Source organism: Bifidobacteriaceae bacterium, assembly GCA_031281585.1.
Taxonomy (GTDB): Bacteria; Actinomycetota; Actinomycetes; order Actinomycetales; family WQXJ01; genus JAIRTF01.
The window spans coordinates 1-20,244 of sequence record JAITFE010000047.1; the positions used below are offsets into that span (position 1 = coordinate 1).

Genomic DNA, 20,244 nt, shown 5'->3' on the forward strand with positions numbered 1-20,244 from the left:
TTGGCCGGGTCAAACCGCGGGCCCGGTTTGGCGGTGACCGTGGCCAGGATGCCCCGGCTCATGGGCACCAGGGTGGGAGTGAAGCTGATGGTGGGCTTGGGCCCGCCCGGGGCTCCCGCTTTGGCCAAGTTCTGGATGATCTCAGGGATGTGACGGTGGCCGCCGCCCACCGCGTAGGGGCTGGCCGCGCCCAGGATTTCGGAGGCGAGCAGGTGCGGCTTGAGGCTCTTGCCGGCGCCGGAGACGCCGTTGGCCAGGACTGCGGTCAGGTCACTGGGGCTGAGCAGGCCGGAGGTGATCCCAGGCGCCAGCGCCAACGTCACCGCGGTGACGTTGCAACCCGGCACCGCGATGCGCTCCGCGCCCCGGAGGCGGTCGCGCTGCTTGGGCGCCCCGGTCCCGCCCGCGCGCCAGCCGACCAGGAGTTCCGGCATGCCGTAGGTCCAGGTCCCGGGGTGCTCGCCGCCGTAGTAGTCGGCCCAGTCTTGGGGATCTTCGAGGCGGTGGTCCGCGCCCAGGTCCACCAGGATCGAATCGGGGCTGGCTTGCTCCAAGGCGGCGGCCAACTCCCCGGACTTGCCGTGCGGCAGGGCGAGCACAATGACGTGGTGCCCGGCCAGGACCTCCGGGGTGGTGTCCGCAAGCACGCGCTCCCCCAAAGCGGCGATGTGCGGATGATGCCGGCGCAGCGTTTGGCCCGTGCTGGAGTGGGCCGTCACCGCGCCGACCCGCGCCTTCGGATGGGCCGCCAACAAGCGCAGGGTCTCGCCGCCGGCATAGCCGGAGGCCCCCGCAACCGCCACACTGAAACTCATGCGCCCCAGCCTACCGCATGATTATGCGCTCCACCGCAATTCCATGCACCCGCAGAAATGGGGACGGTACCTGTTTCCGGCGAGCCGGAAACAGGTACCGTCCCCATTTTGGGTCGACTCACGCCAGGCGGCGGATGCGCCGGAGCGTTGCCGAACCCGGCGTGACGCGGCCATTCACCCAAGTCGAAAGACGGGTGCGGGAGGTGCCCAGACGCCTGGCAAACTCGGTTTGGGTCAACCCGGAACCGGCCACCAGGGCCCGGATATCGGCGGCGACCGCCTGGGCGTCCTCCCGGTCCGCCTGGGCGCGGGCCTTCTTCAAGATCTCGGCCAGCAACACCGCGGCCGGGCTCGCGTCCACATAGCGAAGGACGTCGGCCAAGTTCGCGGCGGCCGCCCCGTACGGCTCTGCGCGAACCGCGTTGGCGACCCGCGCCCAGTCCGCCAGATAGCCGCGCTCGATCGCCGCCCGGAAGCCCTCTTGCGGCCAGGTCTCCACCGGATCCAGCGGAGACGCGTCCACATTCCTGAACGCCAGCCGGGTCATCGGGCCATTTCCTCGGCCAGATTGATCTGCCACATCGGCAATCGTATCAATTGTGATACGCAGCCTTGAATTGCCCCAGTGGCGCTGTGGGGCTGCAAACGTACCTGCGTCTTCTCGGATACGAGGGTGGCGAGGGCTCGTCGAGTGGCCGACCCTGCCACCACGGCTCTGCCTTCGACCGGCCGTCAGACTTGGGTGGCAAGCTTGACCCGTCGAATCTGTGGTGCGCGAAAGGTTGCTTGTGAAGAAGACCAGCATCGAATGGACCGAACTGTCCTGGAACCCGGTGACCGGCTGTGACCGCATCTCCGCTGGCTGCGACAACTGCTACGCATTGGCCATGGCCCGGCGGCTCAAAGCGATGGGCACTCCCCAGTACCAAACCGATGGCAACCCGCGCACATCGGGGCCGGGCTTCGGCGTGGCCATGCACCCCGAATCGTTGAGCCAGCCCCACACCTGGACCGGTCACAGGACGGTGTTCGTGAACTCAATGAGCGACCTGTTCCACGCCAAGGTGACCACTGAGTTCATACTCGAGGTCGTGGAGGTGATCCGCGAGACGCCCCAGCACACCTACCAGGTCTTGACCAAGCGCCCTATACGAGCTCGTCGGCTCAGTGCCAGCGTCGAGTGGCCGGACAATCTGTGGCTGGGAGTGTCGGTGGAGAATATGGGGGCCAGCCGCCGTGTGAGCGAGTTGCGCGTCATCCCGGCCGCCGTCAAATTCTTGTCCTGCGAACCGCTGCTCGGCGACCTCTCAACGCTCAACCTCGCCGGTATCGACTGGGTGATCGCCGGAGGCGAGTCCGGCCCGCGCTGCCGGCCCATGCACATCGACTGGGCGCGCGGCATCAGGGACAACTGCCTTCAAGCGAACGTACCGTTCTTCTTCAAGCAGTGGGGCGGGCGGGCGCCCAAGGTCCGGGGACGTGAACTCGACGGCCGCACCTGGGACGAGAAACCATTGTTGACCGGCACCGGATGACTCACCGGGAATACAACCGGCGCTGAAGCCGCTTGTCGGCCCGAACCAACCGGATTTCGCCGCGTTTTAGCAAGGCGGCGACGGCGCTGCGCGCTTGCTTTTCGCGCGCGATTCCGAGGACGTCGGCGAAGACCTCGGCCACATGGTCAACCAGCCGGAACTTTTGGCCTGTGGCCGCGATCCTTCGGATGTTTGCCTCCACTGCGGCCGCCGATTCGGCCTGCTGACGTAGCGCGTCGCGTTTGAGTTGCGCCCTGAGGGTGGCGCCTTCGAGCGTGACTCCGGCCCCGTTGAAAAGGTCGGGCTGCGACCGGTCCGGCTCGCGCGCCATCGCCTCGACCCATTCCGGCCAGGCCGCGCCGAGGCAATCGGCGAAGCTCCACAGCCCTTCCGTGTGCCTGGTCAGGAAAATCAGGTGGTAAATGGGCTGGTGGTCAATGCGTTTGCGCACCGGCACGACGATCCCGTCCATGCTGGTGGCAGACGCCAGACGCCGGGCATATTCGTTGGCGACCGCTTGGGCTATGGCTTCGAAACTCTCAGCCGCATCCCTGGGACGCAATCGCGCCGCAATGTCCCGCCACCATGGGCCGCCGCACACGCCGTCGAGGCGCGCTGCCCCTTCTTGGTCGCTGGAGTGCTTCAGAACCTGTCCCGCCGCTCTGCGCACAAGGCCGTCCGAGAAATTGAGGAAGCCCTCGGTCGGCGGGAACTTGGCGGCTCTCGGGCCGGTCAGCGTGTCGCGCACGTAGTCAAATGGCATTAGCGCGCCACAGGGGTCGAGGAACAAGAACAGCGCAGCGCCCTTCGACCCGGCGATGATGGGCGGCAACTCGTCTTCGATGCGGCCCTTGCGGTCCTGCACCTGGATGCCGTTTTGCCTGAAAAGGGCCGCCGTCTCGCTGAGTCGCTTGTAGTTGGTGGCATTGCTCTCGACCAGGTAGATGTCCACCTGCGTCAGGCTGCCCGTGTCCCGCGCCGCTTGCAGCATCAGCTTCGCCGAACCAGGACCCGCGCCAGAATCGCCTGTGCCAGCGTAGCCGTCAACGAGGAGCACTCGGGGGCTCCGGGAACCGGTCTTGGCGATGAAGCGGGGAAGGTATTGTCGCAAGATCGCGTGTTTGAACATTGATTGCGCGTGCTTCTCATCCAGCAGCCCTGCGCTGGTTCCCGTCGCCATGTGCCAATCATTCCAGCGGGGTCTGACACCCGTCTGAGTTGAAGTGGATAGAAGCGGCGGGTGGGACTAGGCGCCCGGAGGGCGGACGAACGGGAAAGTCAGCGTGTCGCGGATGGTGGTGCCCGTCAAGGTCATGACCACGCGGTCCACGCCCAGGCCCAGGCCGCCCATGGGCACCAGGCCGAAGTCCAGGGCGTTCAAGAAGTCCTCGTCGATCTCCATCGCCTCCGGGTCGCCGGCGGCCGCCTTGGCGGATTGGGCGGTCAGCCGCTGGCGCTCGTCCACCGGGTCCGTCAACTCCGAATACGCGGTGCCTACCTCCGTGCCGAACGCCACCAGGTCCCAACGCTCCGCCAAACCGGGCTGGGAACGGTGCTTCCGGGTCAACGGCGAGGTCTCGACGGGGAAGTCCTTGTAGAACGTCGGCTCGAAGGTCTGGCCCTCCACCAACGCGTCGTACAGCTCCGCCACGACCTCCCCCGCGGTCCACTCGTCGCGGAACGCGACTCCCGCGCCCGCGGCCAGCGGGCGGAGCTCGCCCAGCCCCGTGGCCGCCGTGACGGGCGCCCCCAAAGCCTTGGAGACGGCATCGTGCACCGAAACGACCGGCCAATCCCCCGCCAAGGAGACTTGGCGCCCGTCCGGAGCCACGGCCACCGGCTCGCCGTGCACCGCCAGCGCCGCCGCGCGGATCAAGTCCTGGGTCAGCAACCGCATGCCCTCGTAGTCGGAGTACGCCTGGTAGGCCTCCAACGACGTGAACTCCGGATTGTGTTTGCGGTCCACGCCCTCGTTGCGGAAGTTCTTGCCCAGTTCGAAGACGCGTTCCACGCCGCCCACGGCCAGCCGCTTGAGGTACAACTCCGGCGCGATCCTCAAGTAAAGGTCCATGTCATAGGCGTTGATGTGGGTCCTGAACGGGCGCGCGTTGGCGCCCCCGTGGACTGGCTGGAGGATGGGCGTCTCCACCTCGATGAAGCCCCGTTCCCCGAGCGCGGAGCGCAAAGCCGCCGTCGCGGCCGACCGCGCGTAGATCAACTCCATCGCCCGGTTGTTGGTCGCCAACACCAGGTGCGGCGCCCGCGCCAACGCCGGGGTGGGCTTGGGCGCGGCGTTTTCCAGGCGCCGCTTCGACGGCGGGTGCGCCACCGATTTGGCGGCCATGGCCCAACTGGTGGCTTCGAGGCTCAGTTCCCCGGTGCGGGTGAGCGTCAGGGAGCCCGTGACCGAGACCACGTCGCCAAGCTGCGCGTGCCGTTTGAACAGGTCGAAGCCCGCCAGCGTGCCCCGCCCGGCCAACACCTGAAGTTCGACCACGCCTTCCCGCAAGTCCGCGAAGACCACCCCGCCGTGGTCCCGTTTGCGCAGGATGCGCCCCACCACGGAGAATTCCGCCGCCGATGCCGTCCGGTCGCCCGCCGCCACGCCGTCCGAACGTTGGAGGGCCTCCCGCAGCGACATGGTGCGCGGGACCGCCACCGGGTTCGGCTCCACGCCCGCCGCCGCCAACTCGTCCCGGTGCTTGAGGCGGGCGGCCACCACCCTGTCGGGGGCCGGCTCGCGTGTCGGCGCGGCCAGTTCGGCGCGGTCCAACTCCGCGACGGCGGCCACCAGCGCCGGGTCGCTGGGACCGCCCAGGCCGCCTCCGCCGCCCGGCAGGAGGTCCGCGGGCGAGCGGTCCGGCAAGAAGCCCTCCGCCCGGCCGATCGCCACGATCACCTCCGCCAGGGACGCCCCGTGGTCGAAGCAGATCATGCGGGGCTGCCAATCCGGCAGGTACTTCTCATTCGACCGGTAAAGCCCGTCGATCTGCCACCAGCGCGAGGCCACCAGCAACAACCGGCGCACCAGCCGCGCCATGGGGTAGGCCCCCACCTGGGCGCCGTCCACCAAGAACCGCCGCAGCACCGCGAAGTTAAGGGAGACGCGCTCAATCCCGCTGTCCCGCGCCGCCTCCACCAAGGCGGTCACCATCAACTCGGTGGTGCCGCCGTGCGCCCTCGGATCGTGGCGCATCACGTCCAGCGAGGCACCGCGCCGCCCCCAGGGCGCGAACGTCAGCAGCGCCCTGACCTGCCCGGTCGAGTCATGCGCTGTGACGATCAGGTCGCGCCCGTCGCTCGGGTCGCCGACCCGCCCCGACGTCATGGAAAAACCGCGCTCGTCGCCCCGGCGCCAGAACTCCGCGTCCCGGGCGAGGGTCGCCAACTCCTCGGCCGGAATGTCCTGCTGGCGCCGGACCCGCGTCGTATAGCCGGCGCGGCGCGCCCGCCTGGCCGCCTCCGCCACCGGCCGCAGCCTGGGGTCGCGGAGCGAGAAGTGGTCGGGGCGGATGATGGCCTCGTCGCCGAGTTCCAGCGAGCGCAGCCCCGCCGCCTGCCAGGCCCGCCCGCCCCGCCGGGTGGCGGAGACCACCGCAGGCGTCCAGCCGTGCCGCCTGGCCAGGTCGATCCAGCGTCCGATGGCGTCCCCCCAGGACGCCCTGTCCCCCACCGGGTCCGAACTGGCCAGCAAGACGCCGCCGATCACGCGGCCCACCACCGCTGCCTGGCCGTCCGCCGAGAAAACGGCCGACTTGTCGCCGCGCAGGTTGTAATAGCCCAGCGAGTCTTGCTCGCCGTACCGCCAGAGCAGCCGGCGCAACGCCAGCTCTTGCGCGTCGGTGATGGCGGTCAGGCGCCGGTCGGAGCGGGTGAACACGATCAGCGCGGCCAGCACGGCGAGCATGCCCAGCGCCGAGGTGGAGCGGATGACCCACCACGGCGCCACCGCGTCCGTCATAGCCGGGTGGAACTCCGGCCGTCCGCCAATCCCCGAGCCGGTGATGATCTCCTCCGGGCCCTGCCCCAGGGTGACGTTCACCGCCCACCAGGCTTTGAGGGCCAGCGAATCCGCCTTCGAGCCGATGGCGGCGGCCCAGGCGAACGCCCACGCGGCCGCCAGGGCCAGGCCGGCCGCCAAAGTGGCGACGGCCTTGACGGCCGCCCCTTTGGACACCAGCGCGCCGAAGGCTTTGCGTTGCGCCACCAACCACCCGGATACGGCGGCGGCCACGACCACGCTGACACCCACCCGCACCGGCACGGCGGCCACCCCCAAGCGGATGACCAGGCTGGGGTAGACCAGGCCGTGCCAGTCGAACCCGGCCGCCCACGCCGCCACGAGGACGCCCGCGTAGATCACCGCCGGGGCCTGGATCACCAGGATGACCGTCCACATGGCCGCGCGCTTGCGGTGCCGGATGGCCACGGCCAGCACCAACAGCGCGGCGAAGTTGAAGAAGGAGGGGTTGCCGGGCAGGTTGAGGGCGTCCAGCACCGTCCAAACCGCGCGGTAGGCGTGCGGGAAGAGGCGGCGGGTGGGCCCCGCGATCAGCGCCCATACGGCCGCGAAACCCAGAATGCGGGCGGCCCAGACCGGCGTGCGGTTGGCACGCCAGTCGCGGGCCTCGGTTGTCTCCCGCTTGGCCATGGCGGTTCCTTTCCCCCGATGCGTGCGCCCTATGGGTGCGGGGGCGCCGCTAAGGCCATTGTGCCGCACCGGAGCCTGAGGCGGGCGGGACCGCAGGTGGACCGACCACCGCGCGGCGGCCAGGGTGGCCGGCCTACGGGGCCAGGAGCGTGGTGAATAACCACGCTCCGACCGTGTTGACGAGGGGCGGCGGAACGCTGACCAGCGGAAACTCCCCACCTTCGGTGTGGGCCCAAGCAGGAAAACACCGTTTCGGTCCTAGGAGGCCGGTTTTTCACCGGCCTCCTAGGACCCGGTAGAGACCCGCCGCCACCAGGAACAACGGGTACAGGAAATAGAAGAGGTATTTCTCCCAGTTGTGGCCAAGGCCTTGGCGGCCGTTGCCGAAGTGCAAGACCACCAGTCCGGCGGCGGGGGTGATCCCGCCCAGCACGCCGATGGCCGCGCCCGTGAACATCATGGTGTTGCGCCGCTCCGCGAGCAGCCGGAACACCAGGGCGAACGCCAAGACCAAGAGGCCCGTCGGCATCAGGCCCAGGCGCAGGCCCACGTTGAACAGCAACAGCCAGAGCGCCCCCGCGACGCCGAGCACGGCCCACAACGCCCCGCGCGCGAGGCGCGAAGTGGCCTGGAACCGGCCCGCGCCGGCGCCCATAGCCAGCACCGCCAGGGCGGCGAGCAGGGCCCACACCGGGTTCTGCGACGACATGTCCCACGCCCGGCCGCTGGTGGCCAGGTCGTAGGGCACCTCGCTGACGGCGGCCAGCGCCGCCAACCGCAGCGCGTAGAGGCCGACCGAGCGGGTGCGGGAGAAACCCTGGCAGACGAACCAGGCGTAGATCGGGATGGCCGCCCAGGAGGCGGCCTCCAACAGGATCGCCGCGCTCAGGCGGCCAACCCCGACCTGCGCCAAGTCCGCCGGCATGCCCTTTTGGACCACTGCCGTTCCGACCATCGAGGCGGCGAGCAGCGTCAAGCCGATGACCTTGAGTTGCCGGTCGGTCAGCCCGCGCGCCTTGGCGCCGCTTGTCGCCTGATCCATCCTCTGGGACCGCCGCTCGCGGCCCTCAGCCCTTGACGGCCCCGGACATGGAGGTCTGGTAGAACCGCTGCATCAGCACGAACAGGATGGCGATCGGCAACGACACGCAGACTGCCCCCGCCGCGAAGCGGGCGAACCACGTGCCGATGTACTCGCGCTGGAGCATCTGCCACAGGCCCAGCGACACGGTGTAGTTCTCCTGGGTGCGGCAGATGGCCTTGGCCAACACGAAGTCCAGCCAGGGGACCATGAAGCCGACAATGGCCTGGTAGACGATCATCGGCTTGGTGATCGGCAGGATGATCTTGGTGAAGACCTGCCAGCCGGTGCAGCCGTCCAGGATGGCGGCCTCGTCCAGCGAGAAGGGGATGGTGTCCATGAACCCCTTCATGACGTAGAACGTGGCCCCGGACCCGCCCGCGTACACAATGATCAACGCGACCGTGGTCCCCGTCGTGGAGGACGTCAGCCCCATGGCCTTCAGGATGAAGTAGATCGCCACGACGGACATGATCCCGGGGAACATGCCCAGGATCAGCGCGCCGTTCATGAAGGGCTTGCGCATGCGGAAACGCAGCCGGCTCATGCAGTACGCCACCGACAGCACGAAGAACACGCTGATCACGCACACCACGATCGCGATGATCAGCGTGCGCAGGAACATCTGGCCGAAGTTCATGACCTCGGTCTCCGTGAACAACTGGATGTAGTTGTCGAACGTGTACTCCGTCGGGAAGAACGTGGTGGTGTAAGGCTTCGTGTTGGCGTTGAAGCTCTCCATGAACACCCACGCCACCGGGACGAGCCACGCCACCGCCATGACCGCCAAGAAGAGGTGGCTGGCCACGTCGCTGACGATCCGCCGGGTCCTCAGGCCCGCGCCGTGGCGCTCCTCGGGCTCCAAGCCGGGGCTTTCCAGGTCGATAACTGTCGCGCTCATCAGCGGAATCCCTCCTCGTTCTTGTACGACCCGCTGCTGCGGTAGGTGACCAGCGCGACCACCGCCAGCACCACAAAGGTGAAGATGCCGATCACGGCGCCAACGTTGTAATTGCCCTTGTCGACCGTCAGCTTGTACAGCCAGGTGATCAACAAGTCCGTCTTGCCCGCCGAATCGCCCACAGGCGTCGGCGCGCCGTTCGACAGCAGGTAGATGACGTTGAAGTTGTTGACGTTGGACGTGAACGTGGTGATCAGGTACGGGGTCATGACGAAGAAGATGTACGGCATGGTCACGTAGATGTAGCGCTCCCACCAGTTCGCGCCGTCAATCTTGGCCGCCTCATGCGTCTCGGCCGGAATGTTCTGCAGGATGCCCGTCACCTGCATGATGGTGTAGGGAATGCCGATCCACAGGTTGACCACGATCACGGTGACCCGCGCCCAGGTGGCGTTGGTGAAGAACGGGAGCGACTCGTCGATCCAGCCCCAGTTCCGCAGCATTTGGTTGACTATGCCCTCTTGCTGCAGCATCTGGTTGATCGCCAGCAGGGACACGAACTGCGGCACCGCGATCGACATGGAGAAGCAGACCCGCCAGAAGCTCTTGAGCCTGGTCCCCACCCGCAAAATGATCATCGCCATGAACATGCCGAGGAAGAAGTTCAAGAAGGTGGCGAAAAACGCCCAGACCAAGGTCCAGATCAGCACGGAGACGAACAGCTTGGCGTTGACGCCAATGTCCCCGGACCCCTGGCTTGAGAGCACCACGGAGAAGTTCTTCAAGCCCACCCAGTTGAAGGCGGGCGTGTGGTTCTGGTCGAAGCTGGTGAACGCCATCGAGATCATGAAGACCAGCGGCAGGACCGTGAAGACCAGCAAACCCAGAGTCGGCAACGTCATCAAAGTGCCGTACAGGCGCTTGTCTGCGAGCGACTTCAGGTCCTGGCCGAACGAGGGCGCCTTGCCCTTCTCGCGGACCAGCACCTCGGCCTTGTAAGCGCTGCGGACCGCGAACGACCACAGGACAATGAAGAGCAGCACGATCAGGGCCCAGGCGATTCCGTAAAGCAGTACCTGCACGGAATTGGTGGGGTTGAGGACAACGTAATTGCCGTCCGCGTCCCAGTCCTGGGTGCCTTTCGTGATGGGGCCCAACTCGCCCAGGCCCTTCAAGCTGCCTATCCCAGAGGTAATGAGCAGCCAGACGAACACCGCCTCCGCCGCCAGGAAGATCAGGCCCTTCACGACCTGGCCGCGAACCATGTTGCCCAGACCCATCACCAGAGCGCTCGCTTTTGTGAACGCGTCCCCGCGCCTAAAGGCGGCGCCCAGGGAATAAGGTGACGGCGGGACTCGAGCCGGGGCTTTCCGTCCCGGTTTGCTCCTGGGGCGCTTTTCCGCGCCGACCGGAGCCGTCGTTTGTGTCACTGGTTATCCACCTTCTTCGACAAGAAAGAAATACGGGAGGTGACCTAAGGGGGACGACATGAGGGCCGCGGCAGGGGCCACCGCCCCGGCCGCGGCCTTCATTCAACTCCAAGGGTCCACACTACCCCTCATGAGTCAGCGAGTTGGCTGCTAGCTGCCCGCATTCAGGGAAGAATTCCAGGCTTCCGTCTGCTCGGCCGCGTTGGCGGCGGTGACCTCCTTGGAAACCAGCGCCTTGCCGAAGTTTTCCGTGGGCGTCCAGAAATTGCCCATCGCCGGAACGGTCGGCTGGAACACCGATGTGGCGGCCACCGTGTCGATCTGGGCGAGCGCCACCGGGTCCGCCGCGACGGCGGAATCAGAGGCCAGCGACTTGTCCGTGGGGATGATCCCGCGCATGTCGTAGTGGGCCTTTTGAGCCTCCGTCGAGCCGAGGAAAGCCGCGAACGCCGCAGCGGCCTGCGCGTTCTTGGCGTTCGGGTTGAAAGCGATCGCCTTGGAGCCCGCGAAGGACTTCATCTGGACCTGCTGGCCGCCCAAGGTGAACGTCGGCAATTGGGCTGCCCCGAAATTGTCGCCCAAAGCCTCTTGGACCGCCGCGCCGTCCCACGAGCCGGAGAAATAGGCGTTGATGGTCTTGTTCTGGATCCCCGCCAGGCCCGCGCCATTCGAGTCGACCACGAAGTTGGGGTTGGCCACCAGCCCCACCAGGTAGGCGGTCACATCCGCCGCCTTGGCGCCCGAGAAATCGACTCCGGCCGCCTCATCGGTGCCCTCCGGGCCGTACAGCGTGCAGCCGTTCCCAATGTAGAACGAGGGCAGGTACCAGGCGGTGTCCAGCGGGAAGGCGACCTTGCCCTTGGCCAGCATGGCGTCCAGGCTCTTGACGTCCTCCTCCGTGAAGACCGACTTGTCGTAGTACATGAACCAGGTGTTGGCCGTGAACGGGACGCCGTAGACCTTGCCGTCCGCGCCCGTCACAGATGTGATCATGATGTCTTCGTTTTGCTCTTGCACCTGGGACAGGACGTTCGCCGGAACCACGCCGATCGCGCTCGCCTCAACCAGGTTGCCAAGCTGGTCGTTGGCGAACATGTACACGTCGGCCGCAGCGGACGTGTCCTGCTTTACGGTGGTGGCGGCGTCGCCTTCCGACACCACGGAGTTCTTCCAGGTGATCTTCCATTCAGGATGCGCCTTTTCGAACGCCGCCTCTTGGGTCTGGAGCCATGACGAGGCGTTAGCCTGGTCTTCTTTTGGCCCCCACACGCTCAGGGTCACTTCGCCGGTCGACCCTGAGCCATTGTCGTTGTCTTTTGAATCGTCGCCGCAGGCCGCCAGGCCGGCGGTCAGGCCCAGTGCCAAGACGGCCAGGACTGTAACACGCTTCATTTATTCGCCTCCATATTGTTATGACTCCCGCGAGCGCACCGAGGGCGTCCGCGACATCGGTTGTCAAGGAGCAACGCTAGTGGCGGAAACACAGCGGAAACAAAAACGCGTGAGTAGCCTCACATCCTGGACGGTGGTCGGGAGCCCGTTTCGATCCCCTTGTTGCGCGGCCAGCCGATGCGCTGAACTGGCCTTTTTTTGGTGCTTTGGCTCCCGCTTGAGGAGTCCTTGGGCCAATAACGTTATAAAGTTGTAACGCGCGGCAGCGCCCCGGCCCGCGCCCGGCGGCCGAATTGCGGATCGGGCCCCAAAAACGGGGGGCGACCAGGCGGCATCGTGCGCCGGATTTGTATCAATTCCGTAACGATTTGCGGCTACGCTACCCAAGGGCGCGGCGCCGCGCCCTTGCGGCCAATCCCCCAACCTGGAGGCTCCCCATGGCAAAACCGGCTTCGCACAAAGAAGCGACCACACCCTCAGCCCAGCACGGCGGAAACGCTTTTTCCTCCGCCTATGGCTTCATCATCACAACGATCGGCTTCGCGGTCGGCGTGGGCACCATCTGGCGCTTCCCCTACATGCTGGGAGAGAACGGCGGGTCGCTCTATCTGATCACCTACCTGGTCATCATCGCGGTCATCTGCGTGCCGCTGCTCGCGGCGGAAATGGTGATCGGGTTCAAAGGGCAAGGCTCGGCGGTCAAGGCGTACCAGGCGCTGGAGCCCCGCCGCCAGCCCTGGCACCTGGCCGGTTGGCTCCACCTGGCGACCGCCCTGATGCTGATCGGGTACATCACGCCGATCTTCGGCTGGATCCTCAAGTACATCGTGGCGACCCCGCTGGGCGAGTTGAAAGGCCTGGACGCCGAGGGCACGCAGGCCTATTTCAACGACCTGGTTGGCCACCCGTGGGAGGTGGCGGCGTTCTGCCTCGCCAATCTGGCGATCAACGCCCTGGTGGTGGTCGGCGGCGTCAAGCGCGGCGTCGAAATGCTCTCGAAGGTGCTGCTGCCGCTCTTGGCCGTCGTGATGGTGGGGCTAATCATCTTCGGGCTCACCCTGCCGGGCGGCGGCGAGGGGCTGACCTTCCTGCTCAAGCCGGACTTCTCGGAATTTGGGCTGGGCACCGTCCAATCGGCGCTGGGGCAGTCCTTCTTCGCGGTCGGGATCGCCATGCTGGCGTCCATGATGTTCGGCTCCTATGTCAAGAACCCGCGCGAGAAGATCGCGCGGGCCTCCGTCATGGTGTGCTCCTCGCTGGTGGTGGCCGGGCTGTTGGCCGGCTTCATGATCTTCCCCGTGCTGTTCTCCGCCGGCTTGGCGCCGGAGGCCGGCCCCGGTTTGGTCTTCATGACCCTGCCGAACGCCTTCAACCAGATCCCCTTCGGCACGGCCTTCGGCACGCTGTTCTACGTGGGCTTCTACTTCGCCGCCCTGACCTCCATGGCCGGGGTGATCGAGGCCTGCGTCGGCATGATGATGGACCAGTTCAACCTCAAACGCGGCGTGTCGCTGGTGATCACCCTGGCGATCCAGAACGTGGTGGCGCTTGTCGCCGTTTTCTCCTTCGACCCGATGTTCGACGTCTTCGACTCGCTGGCCAACAACTACCTCTTGCCGATCGGCGCGTTCATCATCGCGGTGTTCGTGGGCTGGATTTGGGGCGCCGACAAGTTCGTGGCGGCCTGCAACGTCAAATCGGCCTTCGCCAAGGTCTGGCTGAAAGTGGCGATCAAGTACCTGTGCCCGATCGCCGTGCTGGTGATCTTCGTCAGCGCGTTCTTCTAGCCGGACACGCCGCCGGAGGTGGTGTGCGCCGACCGCAACCGGGAGAAGAAGCCCAAGCCGACCTGGCGCCCGGTCCTCGGGCTTTGCCAGGTGGCCGGCACGGCATCGTGATCCTGGCCGTCCTCCGTGGCCGTGACGATCGCGTTCAGGTACTCCCCCAGCAGTGGGCCGTACTTGAACGAGTTCCCCGAGGTCCCAATGCCCACGTAGAACCCCTCGGCGGCTGTCTTGTCGAGGATCGGCGTCCAGTCCGAGGCCACGTCGTAGACGCCAACCACGCCGCTCGGCCGGGGCGGGATGGCGATGTCCGGGAACCGCCGCGCGGCGCGCGTGACCTGTGCGTCGAACAGGGCCTGGGTCCGGTTCATGTCGACCTGGTCGACCGGGCCGTCCACCCAGTCGAACCCGTCGCACTCCGGTTCCGCGCCGCCCACGATCAGCGACCCGCTCGGCTCGGGGCGCAGGTAGTAGCCCAGGTCCTCGTCCACCACGACCGGCCCCAGCTGGCCGCCTTGGTTGTAGGAGGGCGGCGCGGCGACCGCGTGGACCTCTTGGCGCATGGGCCGGGTCGTGATGTTGAACTCCGCGCCCACCCCGGCCAGTTTCAGAAGCTCGGCGGACCACGGGCCGCCCGCGTTGACCACCTCCGGCGCCTCCGCCACCGTCCCGTCGCTCAGGTCGATCCGCCACACGCCGCCACGTTGCCCGATGCCGACCACCCGGGTCTTGTAGCAAGTCCTAGCGCCTTGGCGTTCGGCCGCTTTGGCGAAGTTCTGGGCGGCCAGCCGCGGGTCGTCGATGAACCCGGCTTGCGGGGTCAGCATGGCGCCAAGCTCTCCGGTGGGGTCCGCCCAGAACTCCTCCGTGTCGATTCGCTTGGGCGGATAGAAGCGGCCGTTGTCGATGCTGGGATAGGCGGCCCTGAGGCCGGCCGGGTCGAACTCCTGGTAGTCCACCCCCAACTCTTCGAAGAGCGCCCGCAGATGCTCATGGGTGAAGGAGACGGAATCCATGATCAAGATGCCGATCTGGTGGAACTTCGCCACGTCCTCGCTTGGCGGCGCCTCCAGGTAGTCGCGCAGGTTCTGCCAGACGAACCTCGACTCCCAGGCCGTCGCGGCGGTCTCCAGCTTCGAATACTCGAAGCGGATGACGGCGCTCGAGGCGCTGGTCGAGCCGAAACCGGGCCCCGCGCCCTTGTCGATCAGGACGACCTTGCGCCCGGCTTTGGCCAACTGGTAGGCGGCCGAGGAGCCGACAATGCCGGCCCCGATAACAATGACGTCGCCGGTGAGGGCCATGGCGCGCTCCTGTCCTTCGCGATAGCGGGGTTCCGCCGCATGGCGCGCGGGTCCCCTGGGGGTGGGTCCATCTTGCGTGCAAACCGCAAGCCGCCGGCCCGAACGCCGCGACGGCGGGGCTTTAGCGCGGTCGGTCTTGCGGCATTCAGCATACCCGCGTCAATCCGAGTCAGGCGGCGGCGAGGATGTCCACCACGAAGACGAGGGTCGAGTTCGGAGGGATTGTGCCCATGTCCTGGTCCTTGTAGCCCAGTTCGGGCGGTACTACCAACAAGACGCGGCTGCCCACCGGCACGCCGGTCAGCCCTTGCGCCCAGCCTTGGACCACGCCGGACAGGAAGAAGGCGGTCGGCGCCCCCCGCTCCCAGGAACTGTCAAACTGGGTTCCGTCCCACAGCCAGCCGGCGTAGTTGACGCCCACGGCCTGATCTGCGGCGACGGCGGGGCCGGTCCCCTCAATCAGGCGTTGGCTGACCAGTTCGGCGGGCGGCTCGGCGCCCTCGGGGATGGCGATCGAAGGTTTGCCGTCCTCGCCGAATGAGACTGTGGGCAGGCCTGGCTGGTCCGGGGTGAGGGCTTCGCCTTCGGCGCTTTTGAGCATGGGTTGCGCCTTCTTGATGCTCAACGCCACCAGATAGGTGTCATCCGGGGCGGGGGAAGCCGAACCGTCCGCGTTGGCGGCCGCCTGCCCCGGCGTGGTGAAGCTGAGCACCACCTGGGCCCCGACCTTTTGCCCGTTGATCGCCTCGCGAATGTAGTCGCCGTCGGTCGGCTGCTCGGTGACTATGTAGGCGTCAGGCGGGCCGCCCTCATAGGTCGAGGCCTGCAGCGACCCGTCCAACCCGCCGAAGAGCGCGTAGTCCATGAGCACAAGGTCGCCGGGTTTCACCTCGGCCCCGTCGCCAGCCTTGGCAACCCGTGAGGCGCTGGGTTGGTTCAGGTTGAACGGCTTCGCGAAGTCAAGCGAAGGCGAGTCGCCCTCCACCCATTCCACCGCCGCCAGCGGGTTGGCCGCCGCGGGGCTCCCCGAGCCATCCGGCGTCTTGGCGCCGCCGTCCCCCTCGCCGCTGCACGCCGTGACTGTCAAACCGACGCACACCAACCCCGCCAGCACCATGCGTTTCCTCATGCCGATTCCTCCGTTTCAAGTGACTGAGCCATCCTAGAGGCTGCCTCGGCGGGTTCGGCCGCTCAGTCGTCTCGGTCAAGCAGTTCGTTCACGAACTCCAACACATCCGGCGACAGGGCTTCCGCCAGAATGCGGGCCACATTCTCGCGGTCTCTTTCCCAAGTGCCCGCCTCCTCGGCCGCCTCCCGGAACGCGGCGAGGCTCTCCGGGGATGGGTCCAGCGGCAGGTAGCGCAACCAAACCGCCGCAGCGCCCTCCAGGTCGCCGCGCCGCTTGGCCGCCTCCGCCAACAGGTCGGCCAGGCTGGGGTCAGGTTCGACGTCCGGGCCGGCCGGATTCCTGGAAAGGCGCTCCATCGCCTCGAAGCCGCTGGTCGCCGCCGCTTGCGCGGCGTCCTCAAAGCCCGCCCGGCTCAGCGCGTGCGCCAGGTCCGAATAACTGTCCGGATCATCCGGCTCCACGGTTATCAACTCGCGAATCAGGTCTTCGTCGCGGCCCAGGATGGCGAATTCGCGGTCAATCCAAGCCCCCGCTCGCTGAACGCTCTCGTGGCGTCCGCGCCGACGCCGGGTCTCGGCCGCTTTCGAGCGGAAACGCCCCCAAGCGGACGTGTCCAACGCCCCGTCGTATTCGGCCACGGGCACCAGCATGCCGCCGCCCGGAGCTTCAAAAGTCAGCCAATGCAGCCAGTCGGCCAGCTTCTCCCGCTCCTCGCGGGTCAAGGATTCCGCAAGGCCGGTCGCGGCCTGCTGGTGAAGCATCCCCAACACCTGCGCCCCCACGGCGGGCGCCGCCGCCCCCGGCCCCTCGCTGGCGGACAGTTCGCGGAGGTGAGTCACCCCGGCCTCGATGGCGCGCAGCAATTCGACGCTCGGCGCGTGCGTCGCCCGTGTCGCGATCTCGGTGAGCAGGTCCGTGTTCAGGTCCCAGTCGTCGTCAAAGTCCTCGTCGTCGAAGTAGTCCTCGAAGTCGTCTTCGTCGTCGAGTTCGTCGTCGTCAGGCTCGTCGTCGTCATTGTCGTCATCGTCGTCAAAGTAGGCGAGTGGGTCGAAATCGTCGTCCTTCGCGGTGACGAACGCCTCCACGATCCTTTCCCCCAGGTCGCCCACGTCCAGGGCCTTGACGGTGCCCTCGCGCTCGGCGAACGCGGCGAACTCCGGGACTTGCGCGGCGGCGGCGCGGATGAACTCCGCCAGTTCGTCTGAGGCCGCCCATTTCAGCCAGCCTTCGACTGGACGGGACAGCACTGCCTTCGGGGAGTCGTCGTTACGGGTGTCGTTTTGGTCCATGCTCCAATTGTCGGGGGACGGTTCCAGATCCACCCCGACGCCGCGCCGGGCCCGACGCGGAATCCGCAGCCGGTCAGCGGCCGTCAACTGGGTCGTCTGGGCGACTTCCACGACTTTTAGGCTGTATCACCCGAAGCGGTACTGGACGCCGGCCGCGCCCTCCGGGTAGGTCCACTCCAGCACGTCGGGGCCGCACAGCAGCCAACACGCCCCGCATTCCAGGCAGCCGTCCCGGCCCAATTCGACCCTGCCGTCACCCCCGACGGTGTAAAGGCCCGCCGGGCAGGCCGCCACCGCCAGGAGCAGGCGCGGATCGCCCTCGCTGCCGGGCTTGACCCGGATGTGGAAGGCTTTGCCCTCCCTGAAGACGTTCAGGCCTAACAGCGCCGTGGCCGCGCCAGGCGCCTGTGGCGCCGCCTGGCCGCCGCCCCCGCTCACAGCCGCACCACCTTCGGCAGGTCCCTCACGGCCGCGCGGGCCAGATCGCGTAACGTGAGCGCGCCCGCCAGCGTTTTGAAGATCCTTGGCTTGGGACCCGGCGGCATCCGGTACAGGGCGCCCAGAACCGAGGTCGCCAACTCCGGGTAGTAGGCGAAGAACCGGTCGTGGTCCAAGGCGCGCGCCACTTTGCGGTGCTCTTTGAAGTCCGCCATGACGAAGCTGTCCCGCAAGAGGCGCTCGTAGAGGCCCAAGGACGCGGCGCCGTAGTCGCCCCGCTCGGATGCCGCGACCGCCGTTCGCGCCGCCAGATGCCCGCTCATCAGGGCGTATTCCATGCCGCGCACCGTGATGCCCGCGTTGATGGAGAAGCCGGCCGCGTCCCCCGCCACCAGGATCCCCTCCCCGCTCAGGCGCGACAACGCGTCGTAGCCGCCCTCGGGGATGAGGTGCGCCGAGTATTCCACCGCCTGGCCGCCGTCGATCAGCCGGGCCACCTCCGGGCGGGCCTTGAAACGCTCGAGCAGCTCCCAAGGCGCGGTCTTCGGCTCGCGTTCCGCGAGGGCCGTCAAACCCACCACCAATCCAAGGCTGATGCTTTCCTTGTTGGTGTACAGGAAGCCCCCGCCGAACTTGCCCTGGGTCGGGTCCCCCATGAACAGTCGCGCCACCCCGGCGCCCGGCGCAAGGTTGAACCGGCTTTCGATCGCCTCGGCGGGAAGCTCTATCACCTGCTTCACCCCCAGGGCGAATTGCCCGGGCGGCATGGGGCCGCGCAGCCCCGCCTCGCGGGCCGTGAACGACAGCACCCCGTCGCAGCAGATGACCACGTTGGCGCGCAACTCTTCGCCGCCGGCCTCCACCCCGTCGACCTTCCCGCCCGCCCAGATCAGGCGCTCGACTTTCTGCTTGGTCGCCACCACCGCGCCGCGACTTTCCGCCCGCCTGGCCAAGTGCCGGTCGAGCTTCGCGCGGCTAACCGAGTAGCTCTGGTGGGGTTCCGCCTCGATCTGCGGGTCGCACAGGCGCGCCAACAAGCTTGACCCGCCGCTCATCACGCACAGTTCCTCCTGGGTGATGGGGCGCTCGAACGGCGCGCCGTCCAGCAGGTCGCCCAACGCTTCCCGGATTGGCGACACGTACAGCCGCCCGCCCGTGACGTTCTTGGCCCCGCAGTAGTCCCCGCGCTCCAACACCAAGGCCTCGCGGCCGGCCGCCGCCAGGGTGTGCGCGGCCGCCAACCCGGCCAACCCGCCGCCCACAATGATCGCGTCGAATCGATCCTCTGCCATCGCCAGCCTCCGACCTTTCCTAGCCGCGCAACAGTTGGCCGGCCACCACCAGGCGCTGAATCTGGGCGGTGCCCTCGTAGATCTGCGTGATTTTGGCGTCTCGCATGAGCTTCTCAACCGGGTAGTCGCGGCTGTAGCCGTAGCCGCCAAAGACCTGGACGGCATCCGTCGTGACGCTCATCGCGGTGTCCCCGGCGAAGGTCTTGGCCATGGCCGCCTCTTTGGTGCTCGGCAAGCCCGCGTCCTGCAACCAGGCGGCGCGCCGGGTCAGCCACCGGGCGGCCTCGGTCTTGATGGCCATGTCCGCCAGCATGAATTGGACGCCCTGGTTCGCCGCGATCGGCTTGCCGAACTGTTTGCGTTCGCCGGCGTAGACGACAGCCAGGTCGAGGGCGGCTTGCGCTATCCCGACCGCCTGCGCCGCCACCACCGGCCGCGACAGATCCAGCGTCTTCATGGCGATTTTGAACCCGTCGCCCTCGCCGCCCAACAAGTGGTCGGCGGGCACCCGCACGTCGGTGAAAACCACGTCGGTGGTGCTGGTGGCGCGGATCCCCATCTTGTCCTCTTTGGCCCCGATTTGGACGCCCTCGCGGTCCCGTTCCACCATGAACGCCGTCAGCCCCTTCAACCCCAGGGCGCGGTCCACCGTGGCGAAAACCGTGTAGACGCCCGCCACGCCGCCGTTGGTGACGAACCGCTTGGTGCCGTTCAGCACCCATTCGTCGCCGTCCCGCACCGCCGTGGTGGCCACCGCGCCCGCGTCTGACCCGGCGCCCGGCTCCGTCAGGCAGAACGCGGCCAGTTTCCCGCCCAGGATCAAGTCCGCGAAGTACCGCTTTTGCTCTTCGTTCCCCGCGATCAGCACCGGATAGCTGGCCGGGTTGCAGGCCAGGAGGGTGCCGGTGATGCCGGTGCAGGCCTTCGAGATCTCCTCCACCAGGATGACGCTCAGCACGTGCGAGACGCCCGGCCCGCCGTATTCGGCGGGGATGGCCAGCGCGTGGAGGCCCAGTTCGATCCCCCGGTTGACCGCCTCCCAGCAGACCTCGCCCGCGCGGTCGGCCCCCTTCGCGGCCGGGGCCACGTGCTTCTCGGCGTACTCCCGCACGGCCTTGAGGATCAGTTGCTCTTCCTTGTTCAAGCTCATGTCATACATTTGGTTTTCCTCTTCGAGTTTTCCCCTTGGGTTGTGGTGCGCGA

General features: G+C 67.3%; 16 protein-coding genes. 2 read left to right on the top strand and 14 right to left on the bottom strand.

From position 1 onward, the window contains the following. Together LBC97_04825 and LBC97_04830 are read right to left on the bottom strand one after the other, a co-directional pair. Positions 1-815 (bottom strand): N-acetyl-gamma-glutamyl-phosphate reductase (locus LBC97_04825; GenBank protein MDR2565375.1); only part of this gene is annotated, 815 nt, incomplete at its 3' end. 118 nt (positions 816-933) lie between these two features. Continuing rightward, positions 934-1,362, bottom strand: a complete 429-nt coding sequence (locus LBC97_04830; protein MDR2565376.1) for a helix-turn-helix domain-containing protein — start codon at positions 1,360-1,362, stop codon at positions 934-936. A gap of 241 nt (positions 1,363-1,603) precedes the next feature. Between LBC97_04830 and LBC97_04835 the strand changes: the two genes are divergently transcribed. Then, complete coding sequence (locus tag LBC97_04835) at positions 1,604-2,350, top strand: phage Gp37/Gp68 family protein (GenBank protein MDR2565377.1); 747 nt, start codon at positions 1,604-1,606, stop codon at positions 2,348-2,350. Between the two features lies 1 nt (position 2,351). Here LBC97_04835 and tcmP read toward each other — a convergent pair whose 3' ends face one another. From tcmP to LBC97_04865, 6 genes are all read right to left on the bottom strand, one after another. Next, positions 2,352-3,530 (bottom strand): three-Cys-motif partner protein TcmP, encoded by a 1,179-nt coding sequence (gene tcmP / locus LBC97_04840; protein MDR2565378.1) that lies wholly within the window; start codon positions 3,528-3,530, stop codon positions 2,352-2,354. A 66-nt stretch (positions 3,531-3,596) separates the two neighbouring features. Further along, entirely contained in the window at positions 3,597-7,001 is a 3,405-nt protein-coding gene (gene lysX / locus LBC97_04845; protein MDR2565379.1) for a bifunctional lysylphosphatidylglycerol synthetase/lysine--tRNA ligase LysX, read from the bottom strand. Between the two features lie 274 nt (positions 7,002-7,275). Beyond that, positions 7,276-8,043 carry an ABC transporter permease gene (locus LBC97_04850; protein MDR2565380.1) on the bottom strand — a complete coding sequence of 256 codons (768 nt, stop codon included), beginning with the start codon at positions 8,041-8,043 and terminating at the stop codon, positions 7,276-7,278. A gap of 25 nt (positions 8,044-8,068) precedes the next feature. Continuing rightward, positions 8,069-8,983: a sugar ABC transporter permease gene (locus LBC97_04855; GenBank protein MDR2565381.1), complete on the bottom strand. Its 915-nt coding sequence runs from the start codon at positions 8,981-8,983 to the stop codon at positions 8,069-8,071. Then, entirely contained in the window at positions 8,983-10,317 is a 1,335-nt protein-coding gene (locus tag LBC97_04860; GenBank protein ID MDR2565382.1) for a sugar ABC transporter permease, read from the bottom strand. Before LBC97_04860 ends, LBC97_04855 begins: the two co-directional genes overlap by 1 nt. Positions 10,318-10,563: 246 nt before the next feature. Beyond that, positions 10,564-11,805, bottom strand: coding sequence for an extracellular solute-binding protein (locus LBC97_04865; GenBank protein MDR2565383.1), 1,242 nt, complete (start codon positions 11,803-11,805; stop codon positions 10,564-10,566). Between the two features lie 437 nt (positions 11,806-12,242). On the opposite strand from LBC97_04865, the gene LBC97_04870 reads away from it, so the two are divergent. Then, complete coding sequence (locus LBC97_04870; protein MDR2565384.1) at positions 12,243-13,592, top strand: sodium-dependent transporter; 1,350 nt, start codon at positions 12,243-12,245, stop codon at positions 13,590-13,592. Here the strand turns inward: LBC97_04870 and LBC97_04875 are convergent. The 6 genes from LBC97_04875 to LBC97_04900 all read right to left on the bottom strand — a co-directional run bounded on the left by LBC97_04875 (position 13,589) and on the right by LBC97_04900 (position 20,200). Then, complete coding sequence (locus tag LBC97_04875; GenBank protein MDR2565385.1) at positions 13,589-14,893, bottom strand: FAD-binding oxidoreductase; 1,305 nt, start codon at positions 14,891-14,893, stop codon at positions 13,589-13,591. The two genes, LBC97_04870 and LBC97_04875, sit on opposite strands and share 4 nt — an antisense overlap. A gap of 169 nt (positions 14,894-15,062) precedes the next feature. Beyond that, the gene (locus tag LBC97_04880) at positions 15,063-16,022 is read right to left on the bottom strand and encodes an FKBP-type peptidyl-prolyl cis-trans isomerase (protein ID MDR2565386.1); all 960 of its coding nucleotides are present in this window, start codon (positions 16,020-16,022) and stop codon (positions 15,063-15,065) included. Positions 16,023-16,084: 62 nt separating this feature from the next. Next, positions 16,085-17,311 carry a hypothetical protein gene (locus tag LBC97_04885; GenBank protein ID MDR2565387.1) on the bottom strand — a complete coding sequence of 409 codons (1,227 nt, stop codon included), beginning with the start codon at positions 17,309-17,311 and terminating at the stop codon, positions 16,085-16,087. Positions 17,312-17,437: 126 nt separating this feature from the next. After that, the gene (locus tag LBC97_04890) at positions 17,438-17,749 is read right to left on the bottom strand and encodes a ferredoxin family protein (GenBank protein MDR2565388.1); all 312 of its coding nucleotides are present in this window, start codon (positions 17,747-17,749) and stop codon (positions 17,438-17,440) included. Then, a complete protein-coding gene (locus tag LBC97_04895; protein MDR2565389.1) occupies positions 17,746-19,041 on the bottom strand; it encodes an FAD-dependent oxidoreductase in 1,296 nt (431 codons plus the stop codon). The genes LBC97_04890 and LBC97_04895 overlap by 4 nt, the downstream gene beginning before the upstream one ends. Positions 19,042-19,060: 19 nt before the next feature. Continuing rightward, entirely contained in the window at positions 19,061-20,200 is a 1,140-nt protein-coding gene (locus tag LBC97_04900; protein MDR2565390.1) for an acyl-CoA dehydrogenase family protein, read from the bottom strand. Positions 20,201-20,244: the final 44 nt, after the last annotated feature.

Excerpts from the sequence above, each read along its gene's own strand:
- LBC97_04855 (MDR2565381.1), bottom strand. The coding sequence starts at position 8,983 with ATGAGCGCGACAGTTATCGACCTGGAAAGCCCCGGCTTGGAGCCCGAG.
- tcmP (MDR2565378.1), bottom strand. The coding sequence starts at position 3,530 with ATGGCGACGGGAACCAGCGCAGGGCTGCTGGATGAGAAGCACGCGCAA.
- LBC97_04830 (MDR2565376.1), bottom strand. The coding sequence starts at position 1,362 with ATGACCCGGCTGGCGTTCAGGAATGTGGACGCGTCTCCGCTGGATCCG.
- lysX (MDR2565379.1), bottom strand. The coding sequence starts at position 7,001 with ATGGCCAAGCGGGAGACAACCGAGGCCCGCGACTGGCGTGCCAACCGC.
- LBC97_04885 (MDR2565387.1), bottom strand. The coding sequence starts at position 17,311 with ATGGACCAAAACGACACCCGTAACGACGACTCCCCGAAGGCAGTGCTG.
- LBC97_04865 (MDR2565383.1), bottom strand. The coding sequence starts at position 11,805 with ATGAAGCGTGTTACAGTCCTGGCCGTCTTGGCACTGGGCCTGACCGCC.
- LBC97_04900 (MDR2565390.1), bottom strand. The coding sequence starts at position 20,200 with ATGTATGACATGAGCTTGAACAAGGAAGAGCAACTGATCCTCAAGGCC.
- LBC97_04870 (MDR2565384.1), top strand. The coding sequence starts at position 12,243 with ATGGCAAAACCGGCTTCGCACAAAGAAGCGACCACACCCTCAGCCCAG.
- LBC97_04880 (MDR2565386.1), bottom strand. The coding sequence starts at position 16,022 with ATGAGGAAACGCATGGTGCTGGCGGGGTTGGTGTGCGTCGGTTTGACA.
- LBC97_04850 (MDR2565380.1), bottom strand. The coding sequence starts at position 8,043 with ATGGATCAGGCGACAAGCGGCGCCAAGGCGCGCGGGCTGACCGACCGG.
- LBC97_04895 (MDR2565389.1), bottom strand. The coding sequence starts at position 19,041 with ATGGCAGAGGATCGATTCGACGCGATCATTGTGGGCGGCGGGTTGGCC.
- LBC97_04875 (MDR2565385.1), bottom strand. The coding sequence starts at position 14,893 with ATGGCCCTCACCGGCGACGTCATTGTTATCGGGGCCGGCATTGTCGGC.